Source organism: Polynucleobacter sp. 31A-FELB (assembly GCF_018882405.1).
GTDB lineage: Bacteria > Pseudomonadota > Gammaproteobacteria > Burkholderiales > Burkholderiaceae > Polynucleobacter.
This window is the reverse complement of record NZ_JACVOO010000002.1, coordinates 104,928-121,580: the sequence shown is the minus strand read 5'-3', so window position 1 is coordinate 121,580 and position 16,653 is coordinate 104,928. Positions and strand designations below refer to the sequence as shown.

Annotated in this window: 22 protein-coding genes; 6 read left to right on the top strand and 16 right to left on the bottom strand. The window is 46.3% G+C overall.

Annotation, left to right across the window (positions count from 1 at the left end; all coding sequences use genetic code 11):
- Positions 1–31 precede the first annotated feature (31 nt).
- A complete protein-coding gene (gene rpoH, locus ICN30_RS02220; RefSeq protein ID WP_216272893.1) occupies positions 32–973 on the top strand; it encodes an RNA polymerase sigma factor RpoH in 942 nt (313 codons plus the stop codon).
- 21 nt (positions 974–994) lie between these two features.
- Here the strand turns inward: rpoH and ICN30_RS02215 are convergent, their stop codons facing one another.
- From ICN30_RS02215 to ICN30_RS02195, 5 genes are read right to left on the bottom strand one after another with little or no spacing between them, the layout of a single operon-like run.
- Entirely contained in the window at positions 995–1,579 is a 585-nt protein-coding gene (locus tag ICN30_RS02215; RefSeq protein WP_216273061.1) for an SCO family protein, read from the bottom strand.
- 28 nt (positions 1,580–1,607) lie between these two features.
- Positions 1,608–2,501, bottom strand: coding sequence for a heme o synthase (gene cyoE, locus ICN30_RS02210; protein ID WP_216272891.1), 894 nt, complete (start codon positions 2,499–2,501; stop codon positions 1,608–1,610).
- Positions 2,498–3,628: a heme A synthase gene (locus tag ICN30_RS02205; RefSeq protein ID WP_216272889.1), complete on the bottom strand. Its 1,131-nt coding sequence runs from the start codon at positions 3,626–3,628 to the stop codon at positions 2,498–2,500. The genes cyoE and ICN30_RS02205 overlap by 4 nt, the downstream gene beginning before the upstream one ends.
- The gene (locus ICN30_RS02200) at positions 3,625–4,284 is read right to left on the bottom strand and encodes a hypothetical protein (protein ID WP_216272888.1); all 660 of its coding nucleotides are present in this window, start codon (positions 4,282–4,284) and stop codon (positions 3,625–3,627) included. Before ICN30_RS02200 ends, ICN30_RS02205 begins: the two co-directional genes overlap by 4 nt.
- Positions 4,281–5,063 (bottom strand): SURF1 family protein, encoded by a 783-nt coding sequence (locus tag ICN30_RS02195; RefSeq protein WP_370626572.1) that lies wholly within the window; start codon positions 5,061–5,063, stop codon positions 4,281–4,283. Before ICN30_RS02195 ends, ICN30_RS02200 begins: the two co-directional genes overlap by 4 nt.
- Before the next feature lie 14 nt (positions 5,064–5,077).
- Here ICN30_RS02195 and ICN30_RS02190 point away from each other — a divergent pair, with 14 nt between their 5' ends.
- Positions 5,078–5,290: a twin transmembrane helix small protein gene (locus ICN30_RS02190; protein WP_215376027.1), complete on the top strand. Its 213-nt coding sequence runs from the start codon at positions 5,078–5,080 to the stop codon at positions 5,288–5,290.
- 60 nt (positions 5,291–5,350) lie between these two features.
- On the opposite strand, the gene ICN30_RS02185 is transcribed toward ICN30_RS02190, so the two are convergent.
- From ICN30_RS02185 to ICN30_RS02155, 7 genes are all read right to left on the bottom strand, one after another.
- The gene (locus ICN30_RS02185) at positions 5,351–6,205 is read right to left on the bottom strand and encodes a cytochrome c oxidase subunit 3 (RefSeq protein ID WP_216272886.1); all 855 of its coding nucleotides are present in this window, start codon (positions 6,203–6,205) and stop codon (positions 5,351–5,353) included.
- Between the two features lie 29 nt (positions 6,206–6,234).
- The gene (locus ICN30_RS02180) at positions 6,235–6,429 is read right to left on the bottom strand and encodes a DUF2970 domain-containing protein (RefSeq protein WP_216249817.1); all 195 of its coding nucleotides are present in this window, start codon (positions 6,427–6,429) and stop codon (positions 6,235–6,237) included.
- Positions 6,426–7,019 (bottom strand): cytochrome c oxidase assembly protein, encoded by a 594-nt coding sequence (locus ICN30_RS02175; RefSeq protein ID WP_216272884.1) that lies wholly within the window; start codon positions 7,017–7,019, stop codon positions 6,426–6,428. Before ICN30_RS02175 ends, ICN30_RS02180 begins: the two co-directional genes overlap by 4 nt.
- Before the next feature lie 14 nt (positions 7,020–7,033).
- Positions 7,034–7,165, bottom strand: a complete 132-nt coding sequence (locus ICN30_RS02170) for a cytochrome oxidase small assembly protein (protein WP_216272882.1) — start codon at positions 7,163–7,165, stop codon at positions 7,034–7,036.
- A complete protein-coding gene (gene ctaD, locus ICN30_RS02165) occupies positions 7,149–8,768 on the bottom strand; it encodes a cytochrome c oxidase subunit I (RefSeq protein WP_216272880.1) in 1,620 nt (539 codons plus the stop codon). The genes ICN30_RS02170 and ctaD overlap by 17 nt, the downstream gene beginning before the upstream one ends.
- A gap of 40 nt (positions 8,769–8,808) precedes the next feature.
- Complete coding sequence (coxB, locus tag ICN30_RS02160) at positions 8,809–9,882, bottom strand: cytochrome c oxidase subunit II (protein WP_370626576.1); 1,074 nt, start codon at positions 9,880–9,882, stop codon at positions 8,809–8,811.
- Positions 9,883–10,147: 265 nt separating this feature from the next.
- Entirely contained in the window at positions 10,148–10,951 is an 804-nt protein-coding gene (locus tag ICN30_RS02155; protein WP_255533058.1) for a methyltransferase domain-containing protein, read from the bottom strand.
- 206 nt (positions 10,952–11,157) lie between these two features.
- On the opposite strand from ICN30_RS02155, the gene ICN30_RS02150 reads away from it, so the two are divergent.
- Positions 11,158–11,736 (top strand): ComF family protein, encoded by a 579-nt coding sequence (locus ICN30_RS02150; RefSeq protein ID WP_255533057.1) that lies wholly within the window; start codon positions 11,158–11,160, stop codon positions 11,734–11,736.
- Positions 11,729–12,199: a tRNA (uridine(34)/cytosine(34)/5-carboxymethylaminomethyluridine(34)-2'-O)-methyltransferase TrmL gene (trmL, locus tag ICN30_RS02145; RefSeq protein WP_216272872.1), complete on the top strand. Its 471-nt coding sequence runs from the start codon at positions 11,729–11,731 to the stop codon at positions 12,197–12,199. The genes ICN30_RS02150 and trmL overlap by 8 nt, the downstream gene beginning before the upstream one ends.
- Before the next feature lie 5 nt (positions 12,200–12,204).
- Here the strand turns inward: trmL and ICN30_RS02140 are convergent, their stop codons facing one another.
- The 4 genes from ICN30_RS02140 to ICN30_RS02125 are packed head-to-tail and all read right to left on the bottom strand — an operon-like array spanning position 12,205 to position 14,483.
- Positions 12,205–13,227: an NAD(P)H-dependent glycerol-3-phosphate dehydrogenase gene (locus tag ICN30_RS02140; protein ID WP_216272870.1), complete on the bottom strand. Its 1,023-nt coding sequence runs from the start codon at positions 13,225–13,227 to the stop codon at positions 12,205–12,207.
- Between the two features lie 26 nt (positions 13,228–13,253).
- Positions 13,254–13,775: a protein-export chaperone SecB gene (secB, locus tag ICN30_RS02135; RefSeq protein WP_216272868.1), complete on the bottom strand. Its 522-nt coding sequence runs from the start codon at positions 13,773–13,775 to the stop codon at positions 13,254–13,256.
- Positions 13,776–13,797: 22 nt separating this feature from the next.
- Positions 13,798–14,052, bottom strand: coding sequence for a glutaredoxin 3 (gene grxC, locus ICN30_RS02130; protein WP_216272866.1), 255 nt, complete (start codon positions 14,050–14,052; stop codon positions 13,798–13,800).
- Positions 14,053–14,069: 17 nt separating this feature from the next.
- Positions 14,070–14,483, bottom strand: coding sequence for a rhodanese-like domain-containing protein (locus tag ICN30_RS02125; RefSeq protein WP_216272864.1), 414 nt, complete (start codon positions 14,481–14,483; stop codon positions 14,070–14,072).
- A gap of 22 nt (positions 14,484–14,505) precedes the next feature.
- Here ICN30_RS02125 and gpmA point away from each other — a divergent pair, with 22 nt between their 5' ends.
- Both gpmA and ICN30_RS02115 read left to right on the top strand, forming a co-directional pair.
- A complete protein-coding gene (gene gpmA / locus ICN30_RS02120; RefSeq protein WP_216272862.1) occupies positions 14,506–15,195 on the top strand; it encodes a 2,3-diphosphoglycerate-dependent phosphoglycerate mutase in 690 nt (229 codons plus the stop codon).
- Positions 15,196–15,209: 14 nt separating this feature from the next.
- The gene (locus tag ICN30_RS02115) at positions 15,210–16,643 is read left to right on the top strand and encodes a S41 family peptidase (protein WP_216229733.1); all 1,434 of its coding nucleotides are present in this window, start codon (positions 15,210–15,212) and stop codon (positions 16,641–16,643) included.
- The last annotated feature ends 10 nt before the right edge of the window (positions 16,644–16,653 follow it).

Below are 16,653 nucleotides of genomic sequence, written 5' to 3'. Positions count from 1 at the left end.
ACTCTATTAATACCTAAAATATATAAAAAAAATGGTTCAAAAGAAAGCATACAAACCGCAATTGCAAGCAGGGCAAACATTGCCAGCAGCGCAGACTGCTGCGGCTTCGCTTGCCTTTCCGATGCTGCCTTCCCTTGGGGTTGGCACACTCGACTCTTATATCTCGTACGTTAATCGCGTGCCCATGCTCAGCGCCGCTGAAGAACTTCACCTCGCCCAAGAATTTCGTCGTACTGAAAATGTGGATGCCGCGAAAACTTTGGTTCTCTCGCACCTCCGTTTGGTGGTGTCTGTTGCACGTCAATACCTAGGCTATGGCATTCCACATGCCGACCTCATTCAAGAAGGCAATATCGGCTTGATGAAAGCCGTTAAGCGCTACGACCCTAATCAAGGTGCACGCTTAGTCTCTTACGCAATCCATTGGATTAAGGCGGAGATTCATGAGTACATCCTCAAGAACTGGCGCTTAGTCAAAGTTGCAACAACTAAAGCGCAACGTAAATTGTTCTTTAACTTACGTAGCAACAAACCTACTTTGGCAGCCTTAACACCAAATGAAGTTGAGGCATTAGCCAAGGCTTTGGATGTCAAAGGCTCTGATGTTAAAGAAATGGAAATGCGTCTTGCTGGTGGCGATGTTGCCCTAGAGGGTGACGACAGTGATGATGAGTCAGCCTATGCACCAATTCAATGGTTGGCTGATAACAGTCAAGAACCTACTGAGATGATGGCTGCTGCCGCAACCGATGCATTGCATGGCCCGCAACTTGATCAAGCGCTCATGGCTTTAGATGAACGTAGCCGCAACATTGTGCAATCCCGTTGGTTAGCAATGGATGCAGATGGCAATGGCACAAAAACGTTGCATGATCTCGCTAGTGAGTACGGTATCTCTGCAGAACGTGTTCGTCAGATTGAGACTGCTGCTCTCAAGAAGATGCGCAGCCTCTTACAAACAGAAGCTGCATAAGCAGCCTTCTCTTCTCAGCTTTTACTTCAGCAGTTCCTTCAAGTCTTGCGCCAAGGTCTCAGCACCTTGCGCATGCTTGATGTAAAGGCGTAGATGCCCCTCTGGATCAAAAGCATAGCTCCCTGCTGTGTGGTCCATGGTGTATGAACCAGGACTCGTTCCGGGTACCTTCTTGTAATAAATCTTGAAGTCTTTGGTGACCTTTTTTAAAGCAGCTTCATCCGCTGGACGCAGACCCAAGAAGCGTGAATCAAATGCAGGAACATACTGTTTCAGAATGCTTGCACTATCTCGCTCAGGATCTACCGTTACAAACAATACCTGCACCTTATCAGCCTGAGGCCCTAATAGAGTCATGACCTGCTGCATCTCAGTTAATGTTGTAGGGCAAATATCTGGGCACTGCGTATAACCAAAGAACATCACAACTGCCTTGCCTTTAAAGTCAGCCAGCGTCCTCACCTTCCCATCGGGATCAAGCAAGCTAAAGTCAGCGCCAAATGCCTTGCTGCCAGTGATGTCAACATTCTTAAAGCTTGGCTTAGGGCTACAAGCTAGCAAAGCGATACCAATGAATGCCAACATTAAGATACGTGCAATACACATAGAAATTTTTGATAAATTCATACTCATCTCAAATGAAATAGTGATCGATTAATAGCGCTGCAAACAGCAGAGATAAATACGTAATCGAAAAACGGAATGTTTTCTTTGCTAACTCGTCGCTATAAGAAACAAATAAAGCGATCACATAAGCCAAAAACATCAAACCTAAAATGATTGCGGAGACTAAATACACCAGCCCACTCATGCCATAGATATACGGCAGCAAAGTAGCGGCGATCAAGATTAAGGTATAAAGCAAAATATTGAGTAGCGTAAAGCGCTCACCATGAGTCACTGGTAGCATCGGCAAACCACTTTGCACATAGTCATCACGACGATATAGGGCGAGCGCCCAAAAGTGCGGTGGCGTCCAAACAAAAATAATGAGCACTAAGAGCCAAGCTTCTGCAGACAGGCTATTCGTAACTGCCGCCCAACCTAAAGCTGGCGGCATCGCGCCAGATAGTCCACCAATCACAATGTTCTGCGGTGTGGCAGGCTTAAGTAACCAGGTATAAATCACAGCGTAACCAACAAAAGTTGCGACTGTGAGCCACATCGTTAATGGGTTGCAAAAGTTCCATAAGATGACCATTCCCAAGCTACCGAGAACAATTGAAAAAATAGTAATGTGGAACGGTGTTACCTCACCTGTTGCAGATGGCCTCCAAGAGGTGCGCTTCATCTTCGCATCAACAGCTTGCTCAATCAAACAGTTCATTGCAAAAGCAGCGCCAGCCAATAACCATATTCCAACAATGCCGCCAATCAAAACCGGATACGGAACCATTCCAGGAGTAGCCAAGAACATCCCAATGACTGCACAGAACACTGCCAGCTGAGTGACGCGGGGCTTGGTAAGCACCCAGTATTGACGCCAACGCGGCATCGCTACAGAGGTGGAAGAAGTAGGGTTACTCATAATGATTTAACCATCTTAATATGAACGGGGGCACTCCAAGAGCACCACTGGGTCAGGCGAACCAAACAAAACACCAGAGCTGCGGAACCGCCGGTGTGCATCAAGGCAGCAAGGAGCGGCCACTGGAAGACTACATTGGAAATGCCTGTCAGGGCTTGAAGAATTAATAAGCCCAGCAACAACTTGGCAATCTTGCCCATTCCAGATAATGCAGTATTACCTAGCTGAAGAGCGCTCACTCCCAATAGGCCAAGAGCTGCAATAGCAACTACTGCAAACACGCGATGTGCCCAATGGATTGTTTGCAAGGCAACTGGAGAAATAGATTCACCTTGAGCATTCAGACCCAGCGCACGCCAAAGAGTAAAGCCCTCTTGCCAATCTGTTTCTGGCAAAAGCGCTCCCATGCAAGTCGGAAAATCAGGGCAAGCTAATACTGCGTAATTTGTACTCACCCATGCGCCCAGGAATATTTGCATACAGAGAGTCATTGCGGCAAGAATCAGCAACTTCGCAGAAAGTGGCTTGGGCTCAAAGCGCAGCACTGAAGAAGATTTCTCCTCCCACTCTTGCTGTGCATAAGCCGTTAAACAGGCCAGCAAAACCAAAGCCAGCATTAAGTGAATGGTCACAATGATGGGTTGTAACTTGAGTGTCACTGTCCAGGCACCGAATGCCCCTTGAACACAGACCAAAACAAGTAAGCCGAGGCTACCCAGAAAAGGTTTCATGCCTAAGCTCTTTAGCTTGCCAAAAGCTAAGCCCACCTGAATCAAAATCAAAGCGCCTACTGTCATTGCCAAATAGCGATGAATCATTTCAATCCAGGCCTTGATCACGGTCACAGGGCCAGTTGGCATATTGGCTTCAGCCAACTGGATCTCGCCGATCGCATGCCATGGGTTTGATGTGCCATAGCAACCAGGCCAATCAGGGCAACCTAAGCCCGAATCTGTAAGGCGGGTAAACGCACCGAACACAATCAAGTCAAAAGTCATAAAGACCAAAACCCAGTTGAGCTTTTGGAAAAAGTTATAGCCAGGCCTAGTCCAGAGATATGCCAATGGCAGACCTGCAAAGACAATTGCAATTGCAGCTAACTCCGCGAGCAGTAACAAACTACTCATTGCAATTGCTCACCCTTACGATTGAGGCGCAGCAGTTTCTCGAGATCTTTTTTAATACTGCCAAATTCTTTTGGAGAATTCGTCACTGGGAAAACCATCATCTTCGCTGGGCTCGGATCAATCAACTGAATCTTCTGACCTGCACCATCACGATTAAGCCAAGCATCAAATTCAGATTTCAATTTAGGATCTGCTGGCAAACTCAGAATCTGAAATCCTGCAGTCTTTTGATCGTAGGCTAGCAATACTTCTGGGTCTACTGGCTTTCCATCTGTATTCACCCAAACCAACTGAACGCGACCACTCTCACGACCGACAGCTATACGCAACTGACGCATCAAGAATAAAGCCTCAAGGCAAGATTCATTTTTAATGGTGCATTCGCCGGCTGGTCTAGCCACTAGCAAAGTCCACTTGCCATTAAAAGGAATATCAAACCAAGCAGGATTCACATCTTGCACCGGCTGAACCAGGGTTCCGAAATTGGTCTTTCCACCCTCTGGCTTAAAAACGTAATAAGCCAAATAGGATGCGATGACCGGTGCTGCACATGCAAGCAATAAAAATAGCATCTGCAGGCGACCACGGCGAGTCTGCGCATTAATTGCCAAGGAATCCATTTGCGAAGCTGGGATCAATAACTCTTTATCACTCACACTCTATCTCCATTCACAGCAAGCTCTCGCCGATATTTCATAAGCCCATTAATGAGCCAAAATAAAAATCCAGCCAATGCCAAAGCAAACCACTGAAAGGCATAAGCATAATGGCGATCGACTCCATTTGTTGGAGAGGGCCAATTTCTGACTAAACCATCTTTTTTGGCTGAATCAGATTCACGAACAATAAATGGCAACTGCTTCCACCCATGACTTTGGGCCTCGAGCGCTAAATCAAAATTTTGCTCAATTCTAGGAATCGCTTTCGTATCGCCTTTTTGCCCCAATTCATAAACCCTTCCAGGGTGGGGGAAAACAACACCCTCAATAGTCACCACTTCATCTGGGGTATTGACTGGGGGTAGCTCAGTACGATTTTCGTTATTCCGAGGAGCCCAACCTCGATTGACCCAAACAACGGCATCTTGACCGTCTAATTTCAAAGGCATCATCACATAAAAGCCAGACTGCCCTGCACTGCCAGCCCCACCATCCGGAATAGGGCGTGGGCGGTTATCCAGCCAAATAGCCTCGGCTGGGATAAAGCGGCCACGGGCAAGAATACGACGCTCTGAAGCCTGCTCTAAGCTTAAGCTATCGGTATTAGCGTTGAGTATGGGCATTTGCAGCTTGGCAGCCAGAGAGTCACCTAGGCGAATCTTTTGATCCGCCCGATTCAGCTGCCAAATACCCGCGCCACAGCCAACCAAAATTACCAGCAGGGCTGATAAAGTAGCGACTATACGACTAGTAATTAAGCTAGAAAAGATATTCACAGGGGTATTTTGAGATGAAATGGATTATTCCAGTTGCACTGCTAATGATTGTAGGGAGCTTAGGCTCTGCCCTCTACTTCATGATGAAAGATAAGGGCGGCAGCTCAAGAATGGTTCAGTCTCTCATGCTTCGTATCGGACTTTCAATAGTACTGTTTCTTGGCATATTGATTGCCCACTACTTTGGTTATATTGAAGCTACCGGTGTTCGGGTGGGAACTAACTAAGAAATATAAAAGCGATAATCCAAAACAAATCGGGGCTTAACGCCCCGATTTTTTATTTCCTTACATCCAGTAAACAGCGATGTAGAGACCGAGCCAGACTACGTCAACGAAGTGCCAATACCAAGCGGCGCCTTCAAACGCAAAATGGTGTTCAGCAGTAAAGTCACCACGAATTGCACGACGCAACACAATCGCCAACATCAAACCCCCAAGGAATACGTGGAAGCCATGGAAGCCAGTCAACATAAAGAATGTTGAACCATAAACACCTGAAGTCAGCTTCAAGTTCAGGGCATGGTATGCATGGTAGTACTCATACATTTGAAAGCCCAAAAAGATAATGCCAAGACCAACAGTGGCAGCCAAGCCCTTGATAGCTTTCTTCATCTGATTGTCACGAAGTGCATGGTGAGCATAAGTAACCGTTACGCCTGAGCTCAAAAGCAACAAAGTGTTAATTGTTGGGATTGGCCATGGGCCCATAGTAGTAAATTTCTCAACTAAACCTGCAGGACCATCATTAGGCCAGACCGCCGTGAAGTTAGGCCAGAGCAATTTGCTCTCTACATCACCCATCCAAGGCATCGCAATATTGCGCGCATAGAACAATGCTGCAAAGAACGCACCAAAGAACATGATCTCAGAGAAGATAAACCAAGCCATCGACCAGCGATAAGAAATATCGACGTTTACACCATTTTTGCCGGCATTAGACTCGGCAATCGTGTCCCCGAACCAGTTGTAGAGAACAAATAAAACCCAGAGCACACCAACTGCAGTTACTGGGCCGCCCCAAGCTGCATGGTTTACCCAGCCAGACATACCGGCAGCAAAGGCAAGTAAGCCCAGAGCTGCTGCAGCTGGATGGCTGGATAGTCCAGGAACGAAATAGTAAGGGGTTGAATTGGATGACATCTTATTCTCTCTATTCAATCAAAAAATAATCAATGGGACACAACTGCTTTAACTATCAAAAGGAGTACGCCCATAAAAATCAAGGCGCCAACTACTCCCGCAATAATAATGTGGACAAAACTTAATGAAGCTACATCTTCCTGCAATCCTGATTTTTTACGCACACCCAGAAAAGCCCACAATACAGCGATCATGGATTGCATAAAAGTACTTTTCTTACTCATGACGTCGTTTTCGATTTAGGGGTTGTTGAGCCCGCTGGCTGCTGACCAACACCTAACTCAAAGAAGGTGTACGACAAAGTAATTGTTTTTACATCAGCAGGCAAACCTGCATCAATCACAAACACTACTGGCATCTTCTTCATCTCATGAGCTGCCAAGGTTTGTTGCTGAAAACAAAAACACTCCAATTTGGTGAAGAACTCCATCGCGCTTTTAGGCGCATAACTTGGAATTGCTTGTGCCTCTACAGGGCGACTCAAATTATTTGTTACTTCGTAAACAATTTCCGTCATTTCGCCCGGATGCACTTCCAAGAAGTTCTTTACTGGGCGAAACGTAAACGGGCCACGACTATTGGAGTCAAACTCGATAGTTACCTTACGGGAATAATCGACCTGGGTATTGCCTACCTTGTTCGCGCTATAGGCTCGAATGCCATAGTCATTCTTACTAGTCACCACATTAATACCAGTCACCTCGCATAAGGCCTTGTACATCGGCACTAGTGCGTAACCAAAACCAAACATCATTACTGAAGCGATCAATAGCTTGAGTAAGATTTGGCGGTTAATGGAGGCTATAGCAGACATGATGATGAAGGGCCTTAACCCAGCACACTCCGTTTAATTACGATACCAATAAAGAAAACTAGGGCAACGCTTAAAAGGATAAAACCCAATCTGCGATTGCTAGCAGACTGGGATCTGTGTGCGGCTACTTTAGATTCCTGCAGCATGCAACTCTTTAGCATCAGGAGGTGTTTCAAATGTGTGGTGTGGAGCTGGCGATGGAATTGTCCACTCCAAACCTTTAGCACCATCCCATGGCTTCATTGGCGCTTTTTCGCCTTTACCGTTGTAAGCTGGCAAGACAACAAAGAGTAAGAAATAAACTTGTGACAGACCAAAACCAAGCGCACCAATAGAAGCAACCATATTGAAATCAGCAAACTGAGTTGGGTAGTCAGCGTAACGACGTGGCATACCTGCTAAGCCCAAGAAGTGCATTGGGAAGAAAGTAATGTTGAAGAAAATCATGGAAGTCCAGAAGTGGATCTTGCCGCGAGTTTCATTGGCCATGTAGCCAGTCCACTTTGGACACCAGTAATAGAAGCCAGCAAACATTGCGAACAATGATCCTGCTACCAATACATAGTGGAAGTGGGCAACAACGTAATAAGTATCTTGCACGCCAATATCAATTGGAGCCATTGCCAAGATTAGGCCTGTAAAACCACCCATTGTGAATACGAAGATGAAGCCAACAGACCACAACATTGGAGTTTCGAAAGTCATCGAACCTTTCCACATAGTTGCGACCCAGTTGAAAATCTTCACACCAGTTGGGACGGCAATCAACATTGTGGCGTACATGAAGAACAACTGACCAGTTACAGGCATGCCAGTTGCAAACATGTGGTGAGCCCAAACAATGAATGACAAGATCGCAATAGATGCGGTTGCATAAACCATGGAGCTGTAGCCAAACAAGGTTTTTCTAGAGAATGCAGGAACGATTTCACTAATGATTCCGAATGCTGGAAGAATCATGATGTACACCTCTGGGTGGCCAAAGAACCAGAAAATATGCTGGAACATGATTGGGTCACCACCGCCAACAGCGGAGAAGAAAGAAGTACCGAAATGACGATCCGTGAGAACCATAGTGATTGCACCAGCCAATACAGGCATTACAGCAATCAACAAATAAGCAGTGATCAACCAAGTCCAGCAGAACATTGGCATCTTCATCAATGTCAGGCCAGGAGCGCGCATGTTCAAGATGGTTACGATGATGTTAATCGAGCCCATGATGGAAGAGGCACCCAATAAATGGAGTGCAAAAATACCCATGTCCAAGCCAGGGCCCATTTGTGAGGTTAATGGAGCATACAAAGTCCAACCACCAGCAGGAGCACCACCAGGAGCTAAGAATGAACCAAACAACAAGCAAGCTGCTACTGGAAGAATCCAGAAGCTAAAGTTATTCATACGAGCAAAGGCCATATCGGATGCGCCTATTTGCAAAGGAATCATCCAGTTAGCAAAACCAACGAACGCCGGCATGATCGCACCGAACACCATCACCAAACCGTGCATGGTAGTTAACTGATTGAAAAACTCAGGGCGCAAGAATTGCAAACCTGGTTGGAACAATTCCAAGCGAATACCCAAAGCCATCACACCACCAGCCATCAGACTCACGAATGAGAAGATGAGGTACATCGTGCCGATGTCTTTATGGTTGGTTGCAAACAACCAACGACGCCAACCATGTGGCGTGTGATCATCATGCGCGTGGTCGTGTGCGTGATCGTGGGTGGTAGAGACTGTGCTCATGGATTACTCCGGTTTAGTTTGATCTGTATTAATAAATAAATTACTTGCCAGCGCGTGCAGAAACAATATCTTGGGTCTGAATAATCTCGCCCGTTTTATTGCCCCAAGCATTGCGGGTATATGTCATCACGGCAGCAATATCGCCGTCAGAAATTACACCAGCCCACTTCGGCATAGCACCCTTACCATTGATAAGAATGTTGTATTGACCAGCTTTTGGTCCAAGCACCACTTTGCTACCGTCAAGCGCTGGGAATGTGCCCGCACCTTTACCGTTAGGCTGATGGCAAGCTGCGCAATTGGCCGCATAGACTTTGGCACCACGCTCTTTTTGCTCATCCAAGGTGTAAACCTTAGTTGGATCATCAGAGGCCGCGCCCATTTCTTTTTTCTTCTCTTCTACCCACTTGGTGTAGTCGTCTTGTGACACCACATTCACCACGATAGGCATAAAGGCATGCTCAGCGCCGCACAACTCAGAACACTGGCCACGGAATTTACCGATAGTGTCAGCACGGAACCAAGTATCGCGAACGAAACCAGGGATGGCATCTTGCTTAACGCCAAATGCAGGAATCGTCCATGAATGGATTACGTCGTTAGCTGTAGTGATGAGACGAATCTTTTTACCAACTGGTACAACCATCTCGTTATCCACTTCCATCAAATACGTATTTGATTTAGGAGCCAAATTATTGATGGCCTCACGTGAAGTAGACATGGTGGATAAGAAGCTAATGCCCTCACCCTCACCTTTGATGTAGTCGTAACCCCATTTCCACTGGTAACCAGTGGTCTTAATAGTGATATCAGAGTTAGTAGTGTCTTTCATTGCCACAACAGTTTTTGTTGCTGGCAAAGCCATACCGATAACGATCAACAATGGAATAACTGTCCAAATGATCTCAACCGTAGTGCTCTCGTGAAAAGATGCAGACTTAGCACCTAAAGATTTACGGTGCTTGAGAATGGAATAGAACATCACTCCAAAAACACCAATAAAAATGAGTGCACAAATAATCAACATCATCCAATGCAACCAATGGATTTCTTGCATGATTTTTGTCGCTGGAGCGGCAAAATTCAATTGATTGACAGCTGGGCCGCCTGGCATATTTTCAGCTGCCTGTGCAATTGCAGTGCCGAAGGCTGCTACTAAATAGAGCGAAGCCCTAGTGACTTTTCCAAATAAATTCATCTTATTCTCTGTTTATTGTCATGAACTTTTGCGGCAATAAAGCCTCAAAAAGCCCAAAAAAGCGGTATCAAGCCAATACTTCTAGCGCTGATTATAGGGTTAATTAGGTTCAACAACAAACCGGGTTAACCATGTCAGCCTCAATCTTGGTAATGGTTTAAAAGATAGTGAGCACTTACACTTAAGCAGAATCACTCCTAGTCTTGCGTCCGATTTGATTTAGATCAATATAAGCGACATGATCTTGTGCCTTGGCAAGGTGCTTGCCCAAAGCCCAGGCATGTCCATAAACCACCTCTAAGGTCATTTTTTTGGGTAATTGGGTAATTTGGGTGATGTCTTGATCTTCAGAAACAAGCAAATTGAGGGCTCTGGCATCAGTCAATAAGAGCGCATCGGAGTCGTAATCCAAGTTCAAAAACTCCATATCCATTACCGGGTCCGAAAAACGCTCACCCAGCAGGGCATCCCCCATATCGTGCATATCCCAGGGGCTGACTAACTTTTGAAGCGGCAATTGCTGCACCAAAGCTTCAGAGTTGAGCTCTTTGGCGGTATCGGGGCCCAAATAACTCAACGTCAACAATCCACCTTCTTTAAGTACTCGCCAGCACTCTTGCAAGAAATGCTTGGGATCAGCCAAGTCCTGAATCAAGAGAACGCTGACCACTAAATCTACAGAATTACTAGGGAGATTAATGCGACCTGTTTTCTTGTAGTCATCAAGAGAAATCTGGGATGCCGACTTCATTCTTGAATTCCAAAAACGAGACACTCTCAGTTTCAACAAATCAAAACCGGATAGCTCGCATTCTGGTGCACTGTGAAAACGAATTCCTGGAAAACGCTTTGTCAGAAAAGGGGCATGTGCCCCAGGAAAATCTGGGATCAGCAGGACGTCTTTTGCCTCCAACTTCACGATGTCTAATTTTTGCAACATGCGAGCTGCAATTTCATCCTGAAGCCATCTGATTGATTGGGTCATTGGCTCAGTATACTCAGCGGCCCATGCGCGCAATAGAGAATATTTTTCAATCCATTTGTTCTCATCTATTACCAAGCTCATGCATTGTTTGCGGGGTATTTCAGCAACGCACTCTCTGCCTTGATTGCTTAATCCAACTGCAGTCAGATCAACTATCAAATTACGAATGCTGCAAGCAATGCGGCCTTACTCTACAAGCAACGGAGTTGAAAGAAAAACGTTGTCGAGAATGCAGCACTAACCCGCCCTACTTTGATGAAACTTACTGCCTCGATAGATACGATGGCAGACTTCAGTCCGCCTTACATCAATTGAAATATCAATGTCGACTTGCATGTGCGCATGGCCTAGCTGCAACATGGAATGCACTACTTTCAAAGGGCTTAATAACAACCAAAGCAGACTATCTTCTACCAGTACCGCTAAGCCAAGAAAAACTCTGTACAAGGGGTTTTAACCAAAGCTGGGAGTTGGCTAGGCGGATTGACTGTGACAAACACATTCATAAGAACCCGCACATTTTGAAGCGTTATCACCATACCCAACATCAAGCCAATGAGAACCGCGCCAATCGTCAGATAGCCATTCAAGACATGTTTTATATCAACCCTCAGCACCAGGGTCAGCTAGAGTCTGCATCAGTGATTGTGTTTGATGATGTCATGACTAGCGGAGCAACCTTAAATGAAATCGCCCGCGTATTGAAGGACAATGGTGTATCTCATGTTATTAATTGGGTTCTACTAAGAACACTTCGCCCATCACAAAGATCAGAGCATGTTTAACATTGTTTTATTCGAACCAGAAATTCCACCCAATACAGGCAACATCATTCGCCTGTGCGCAAACACGGGTGCAAAGTTACATCTCATCGAACCCCTTGGCTTCCCCATGGAGGATGCCAAACTTCGTAGAGCGGGGCTGGACTATCACGAGTTCGCAAAGGTAAAGGTTCATAAAAACTGGGCACAATTTTTGATTGATGAACAACCTAAGCCGGAACGGATTTTTGCTCTCACCACTAAAGGCTCAGGAAAGTTTCATGATGGCAAATATTTGCCTGAAGACTATTTTGTTTTTGGATCAGAAACCAAAGGCATCACCGAAGAAGTCAGAAGCTCAATCCCAACACCCAATCAAGTTCGCCTCGCGATGCAAGATAGCAGCCGTAGTTTGAATCTCTCAAATACCGTAGCGATTGTGGTTTATGAAGCATGGCGCCAAAACGGATTGCTTGGCGGAAGTTAAGAAACTTAAACTTCGACCTTGGGGTCGCGCCCCATGAGTTTTTTCACAGCTTCATGCGGAGAAAGTTTTCCAGATAAGACCTCCCCCATCATGGCGGTAATTGGCATCTCGACACCTAGGCGTGTCGCCAGATTACCCACCGCAGAGGCGCACAGCACACCCTCAGCAACATGTCCTAAGTTGCCCAAAATTTCGGGCAAAGGTTTTCCTGCAGCAAGCGCCAAACCAACGCGGCGATTACGTGAAAGATCACCAGTGGCAGTCAAAATCAAATCACCTACGCCGGTTAAACCCATGCAGGTCTCTGGTCTGCCACCAGCAGCTTTTACTAATCGCATCATTTCGGCAAGGCCACGAGTTAATACCGCAGCGCGCGCATTTAAGCCAAGATCTAGGCCATCGCCAATACCGGCAGCAATTGCTAAAACGTTTTTAATCGCACCACCTAATTCAACACCAACCAAATCATCGCTGGCATAGATGCGCATATTGCCATGATGGAAAGCACATTGAACAATGTCACACAAGGCATTCGATTTGCTGGCGATAGTTAATGCACAAGGCATACCATTACCCACTTCTTGCGCAAAACTTGGCCCTGATAGAGCGCCGTAGGAATGGTGCAGACCATGACTGTGCAACTTATCTTCCCGGTCTACTACTTGGTGCGGCAACAAGGTAGTACTGGGCTCCAAGCCTTTGCATAACCAAACAATATTGAGTGGGTGTTCGGCAAGACGCAGCACCTGCGCCACCGTTTCCGACAAACCCGACATCGGAGTAGCAATTACTAAAAGATCATCTTCAGAGAGGCGTTCAATAGCCCGTTCAAAACTCACTTCTAATTGCAAGCCCTTTGGCAAGATGACGCCAGGCAGGTAGTCTGCATTTTCGCCAGACTGCTGGATACCCTCTAACTGCTCAGCGCTTCGCGACCACAAGCAAACATCGCCAGCCTGAAGATGGCGTGCTGCTTGCGCGGCCATAGCAGTACCCCATGAACCAGCTCCAAGCAGCGTCACTTTCATGATCTGTGGGCTTTAATTAAATCGGCTTAGTGAGGAAGAATGATTTTGCTTTCATCGGTAGAGCCACTTTCCGTTGCAGCAGCTTGCGCAGCTTGCATGATGCGGTGCTCGTACATACCGTGGAAGTTAATCTCATTCAGATGAATTGGTTGGAAACCAGCACGACTAATGGTGTCGGCAATATTCGAACGCAAATAAGGATACAAAATCGTTGGGCAAGCAATGCCTAACATCGGATCAATTTGCTCGGGAGGAATATTGCTAAATTCAAAAATACCAGCTTGCTTTGCTTCAACCAAAAACAGCACCTTGCTTTCTACTTTGGCGGTTACTGTGGCGATTAAAGCAACCTCAAAAATTTCATTGCTTAAGCGTGTAACTGCAACATCTACCTCAACCTCAACTTGAGGCTCAGCGGCAATCAATAAAATTTGTGGTGCGTTTGGCTGCTCTAAAGACAGGTCCTTGAGATAAATACGTTGAATACGAAAACCAGGCTCTTTTGAGTTATCTGCTGCATCTGGAGCGGAAGTAGTTTGTTCAGTCATGGGAAACTTTCTGAGTAAATTTTTAAGCTAAGAGTGGGTCAAGTTGGCCGGCACGATCTAACGCAACCAGATCGTCATAACCACCAACATGGGTTTCACCAATGTAAATTTGCGGCACAGTACGGCGGCCTGTACGGGTCATCATGATCTCGCGCTGCGCAGGATCACGATCAATGAGGATCTTCTCTAGATTTGCAACGCCCTTCTTCTGCAATAGCTTCTCAGCCATAACGCAGTAAGGGCAAACTTGGGTGCTATACATCGTGACCGGTGACATATCGAAGATCCGCTGAATTATTTAACCAATGGCAAGGCTGCAGCCTGCCAGCCTTGAACGCCACCATCCAGAACTGCGACCTCAGAGAATCCAAGCTTCTTGAGCTCCGGAACAACCTTGCGGGCACTCATACCTGAGTGGCAAACCAAAATAATAGGGTTTTTACGATCCAGCTTGAGCTTATCGATTCCGGACGTGATTTGCTCGGCCAAAAGATGTTTTGCTCCCGGCAGGTGGCCAGATTTAAAGTCGGATTCTGGACGCAAGTCCAAAACGGCGGCTTTACGGCGATTCATCCAAATTGTTGCTTCTGTGGGCGATAAGCCTTTTCCGCTAATAAGCGTAGATAATGTGGGGAAGAAGAGTGCTGCGCCCGAAACAAGCAGGAGGGCGATAAGCGCTAAATTATCAATTTGCGTGAGAAAGTTCATCACCGGATTATAGAATGGCTCTATGAAACAACTTGTCCTTATTCGTCATGGCGAATCCGCCTGGAACCTTGAAAACCGCTTCACTGGCTGGGCGGACGTTGACTTAACCCCAAAAGGCACTGAACAGGCCCTAGCTGCTGGAGAAAACCTTCGCAAAGCAGGCTATGAGTTTGATGTGGCCTACACCTCAGTCCTCAGAAGAGCGATCCGCACCCTGTGGCATGTTCAAGATACTATGGACCTCATGTGGCTACCTGTAGTCCACAGCTGGAGGTTGAATGAACGTCACTATGGCGCCCTCACTGGCCTAAATAAAGCTGAAACAGCAGAACAGTACGGAGACGCGCAAGTTCACATTTGGCGACGCTCCTACGATGTACGCCCACCACTACTAGAAAAAGATGATGAGCGTAATCCGCAAAATGACCGACGTTACGAAAAACTCAGCGACTCCGATATTCCTTTGGGTGAGTGTCTAAAAGATAACGTCGAGCGCGTATTGCCCCTCTGGAATGAATCTATCGCGCCCGCTCTCAAAGCAGGCAAGCGCGTATTACTCGTTGCACACGGCAATAGCATTCGCTCATTAATTAAGTATCTCGACCAGGTTTCTGACGAAGACATTATGGAAATTAACGTTCCTAATGGCATCCCGCTTGTTTATGAGCTCGATGACAACCTCAAGCCCATTCAGCATTTTTATTTGGATTAAGGTAAAACAGAAACATGCGCGTATTTTTCAAGAACTTTGCCCTAGTCTCTGTCGGCCTCATCGCTGGGGTTGCAGCCACCATCCAACTATCTGCCACCGCCCAACAAGGCGCGACGCTACCTTTGGATGAACTGCGCACATTATCAAATGTCTTTGCTCAAATCAAACGTGAGTATGTTGAGCCGATTGAAGATAAACAGTTACTGACCGATGCGGTCAAAGGGATGGTGAGCAGTCTTGATCCGCACTCTACGTATCTTGATAAAAAAGATTTCTCTGAAATGCAAGAACAAACCAGTGGCAAGTTTGCTGGTCTTGGAATTGAAATCACTTCAGAAGATGGCGTTGTTAAAGTACTCAATCCAATTGAAGATAGTCCCGCAGCGCGAGCTGGCTTACAGGCTGGCGATCTGATTACCCGCTTAGATGACAAACCTGTTCGCGGGATGTCGCTGGATAAAGCAGTGCGTACCATGCGCGGTACGCCAGGCACAAAAATTACTTTGACCGTCTTCCGTAAGAGTGAAGAGCGTAGCTTTCCAGTAACAATTACCCGGGCTGAAATTAAAGTGCAGTCAGTTAAAGCCAAAATTTTAGATAACGATATTGCCTGGGTAAGAGTCACTAGCTTTCAAGAGCGCACTGTTCCTGATCTAGCCAAAAAATTAACCGAGCTGGCAAATCAAGATCCCAAAATGAAGGGCATCATTCTTGATCTCAGAAACAATGGTGGTGGCTTGCTACAAGGTGCGGTCGGTGTTGCCGCCGCTTTCTTGCCAGCAGATGCTGTAATTGTTTCCACTAAGGGTCAGACAGCTGACTCTAAGCAGGTGTTCAATGCAACACCTGCAATGTATCGCCTCAGTGAGCCTGGTGATCCCTTAGCTGGTGTGCCAGCGATGTATAAAAAATTACCTATGGTAGTTTTGGTAAACGCCTACTCCGCTTCCGCTTCTGAAATTGTGGCTGGCGCATTACAAGATTACAAACGCGCAACCATCATTGGTAAGACTACTTTTGGTAAAGGCTCTGTACAAACAGTGCGCCCACTGACTAATGATTCTGCGCTGAAGATCACTACTGCTTATTACTACACACCGAGTGGTAAATCGATTCAAGCTTATGGCGTCAAACCGGATATCGCAGTTGATCAAAATAAAGATGGCGATCCGGATGATGTATTAATTACCCGCGAAGTTGATAGCGAGAAGCATTTGCGCAACAAGCAATCATCAGAAGAAAAACTGGTTGCCGATCGTGAAAAGCGTCGCCTTGAGGAGCTTCAGCGCATTGAAGAAAAAAATGCCAAGAAGACTCCTGAAGAGAAAGAAAAAGACAAGTCTAAAAAACCTGTCGAGCTCGGTAGCGCAGATGATTTCATGCTTACTCAGGCAGTCGCATTTATCAATGGTGAGCCAGTTAAACGCTCAGCCTCTAAGCTAGAGTAAGTTCTAGCAA

Coding starts and splice junctions, on each gene's coding strand:
- rpoH (WP_216272893.1), top strand. CDS start 32: ATGGTTCAAAAGAAAGCATACAAACCGCAATTGCAAGCAGGGCAAACA.
- ICN30_RS02215 (WP_216273061.1), bottom strand. CDS start 1,579: ATGTGTATTGCACGTATCTTAATGTTGGCATTCATTGGTATCGCTTTG.
- cyoE (WP_216272891.1), bottom strand. CDS start 2,501: ATGAGTAACCCTACTTCTTCCACCTCTGTAGCGATGCCGCGTTGGCGT.
- ICN30_RS02205 (WP_216272889.1), bottom strand. CDS start 3,628: ATGAGTAGTTTGTTACTGCTCGCGGAGTTAGCTGCAATTGCAATTGTC.
- ICN30_RS02190 (WP_215376027.1), top strand. CDS start 5,078: ATGAAATGGATTATTCCAGTTGCACTGCTAATGATTGTAGGGAGCTTA.
- ICN30_RS02185 (WP_216272886.1), bottom strand. CDS start 6,205: ATGTCATCCAATTCAACCCCTTACTATTTCGTTCCTGGACTATCCAGC.
- ICN30_RS02180 (WP_216249817.1), bottom strand. CDS start 6,429: ATGAGTAAGAAAAGTACTTTTATGCAATCCATGATCGCTGTATTGTGG.
- ICN30_RS02175 (WP_216272884.1), bottom strand. CDS start 7,019: ATGTCTGCTATAGCCTCCATTAACCGCCAAATCTTACTCAAGCTATTG.
- ICN30_RS02170 (WP_216272882.1), bottom strand. CDS start 7,165: ATGCTGCAGGAATCTAAAGTAGCCGCACACAGATCCCAGTCTGCTAGC.
- ctaD (WP_216272880.1), bottom strand. CDS start 8,768: ATGAGCACAGTCTCTACCACCCACGATCACGCACACGACCACGCGCAT.
- coxB (WP_370626576.1), bottom strand. CDS start 9,882: ATGCCAGGCGGCCCAGCTGTCAATCAATTGAATTTTGCCGCTCCAGCG.
- ICN30_RS02155 (WP_255533058.1), bottom strand. CDS start 10,951: ATGACCCAATCAATCAGATGGCTTCAGGATGAAATTGCAGCTCGCATG.
- trmL (WP_216272872.1), top strand. CDS start 11,729: ATGTTTAACATTGTTTTATTCGAACCAGAAATTCCACCCAATACAGGC.
- ICN30_RS02140 (WP_216272870.1), bottom strand. CDS start 13,227: ATGAAAGTGACGCTGCTTGGAGCTGGTTCATGGGGTACTGCTATGGCC.
- secB (WP_216272868.1), bottom strand. CDS start 13,775: ATGACTGAACAAACTACTTCCGCTCCAGATGCAGCAGATAACTCAAAA.
- grxC (WP_216272866.1), bottom strand. CDS start 14,052: ATGTCACCGGTCACGATGTATAGCACCCAAGTTTGCCCTTACTGCGTT.
- ICN30_RS02125 (WP_216272864.1), bottom strand. CDS start 14,483: ATGAACTTTCTCACGCAAATTGATAATTTAGCGCTTATCGCCCTCCTG.
- gpmA (WP_216272862.1), top strand. CDS start 14,506: ATGAAACAACTTGTCCTTATTCGTCATGGCGAATCCGCCTGGAACCTT.
- ICN30_RS02115 (WP_216229733.1), top strand. CDS start 15,210: ATGCGCGTATTTTTCAAGAACTTTGCCCTAGTCTCTGTCGGCCTCATC.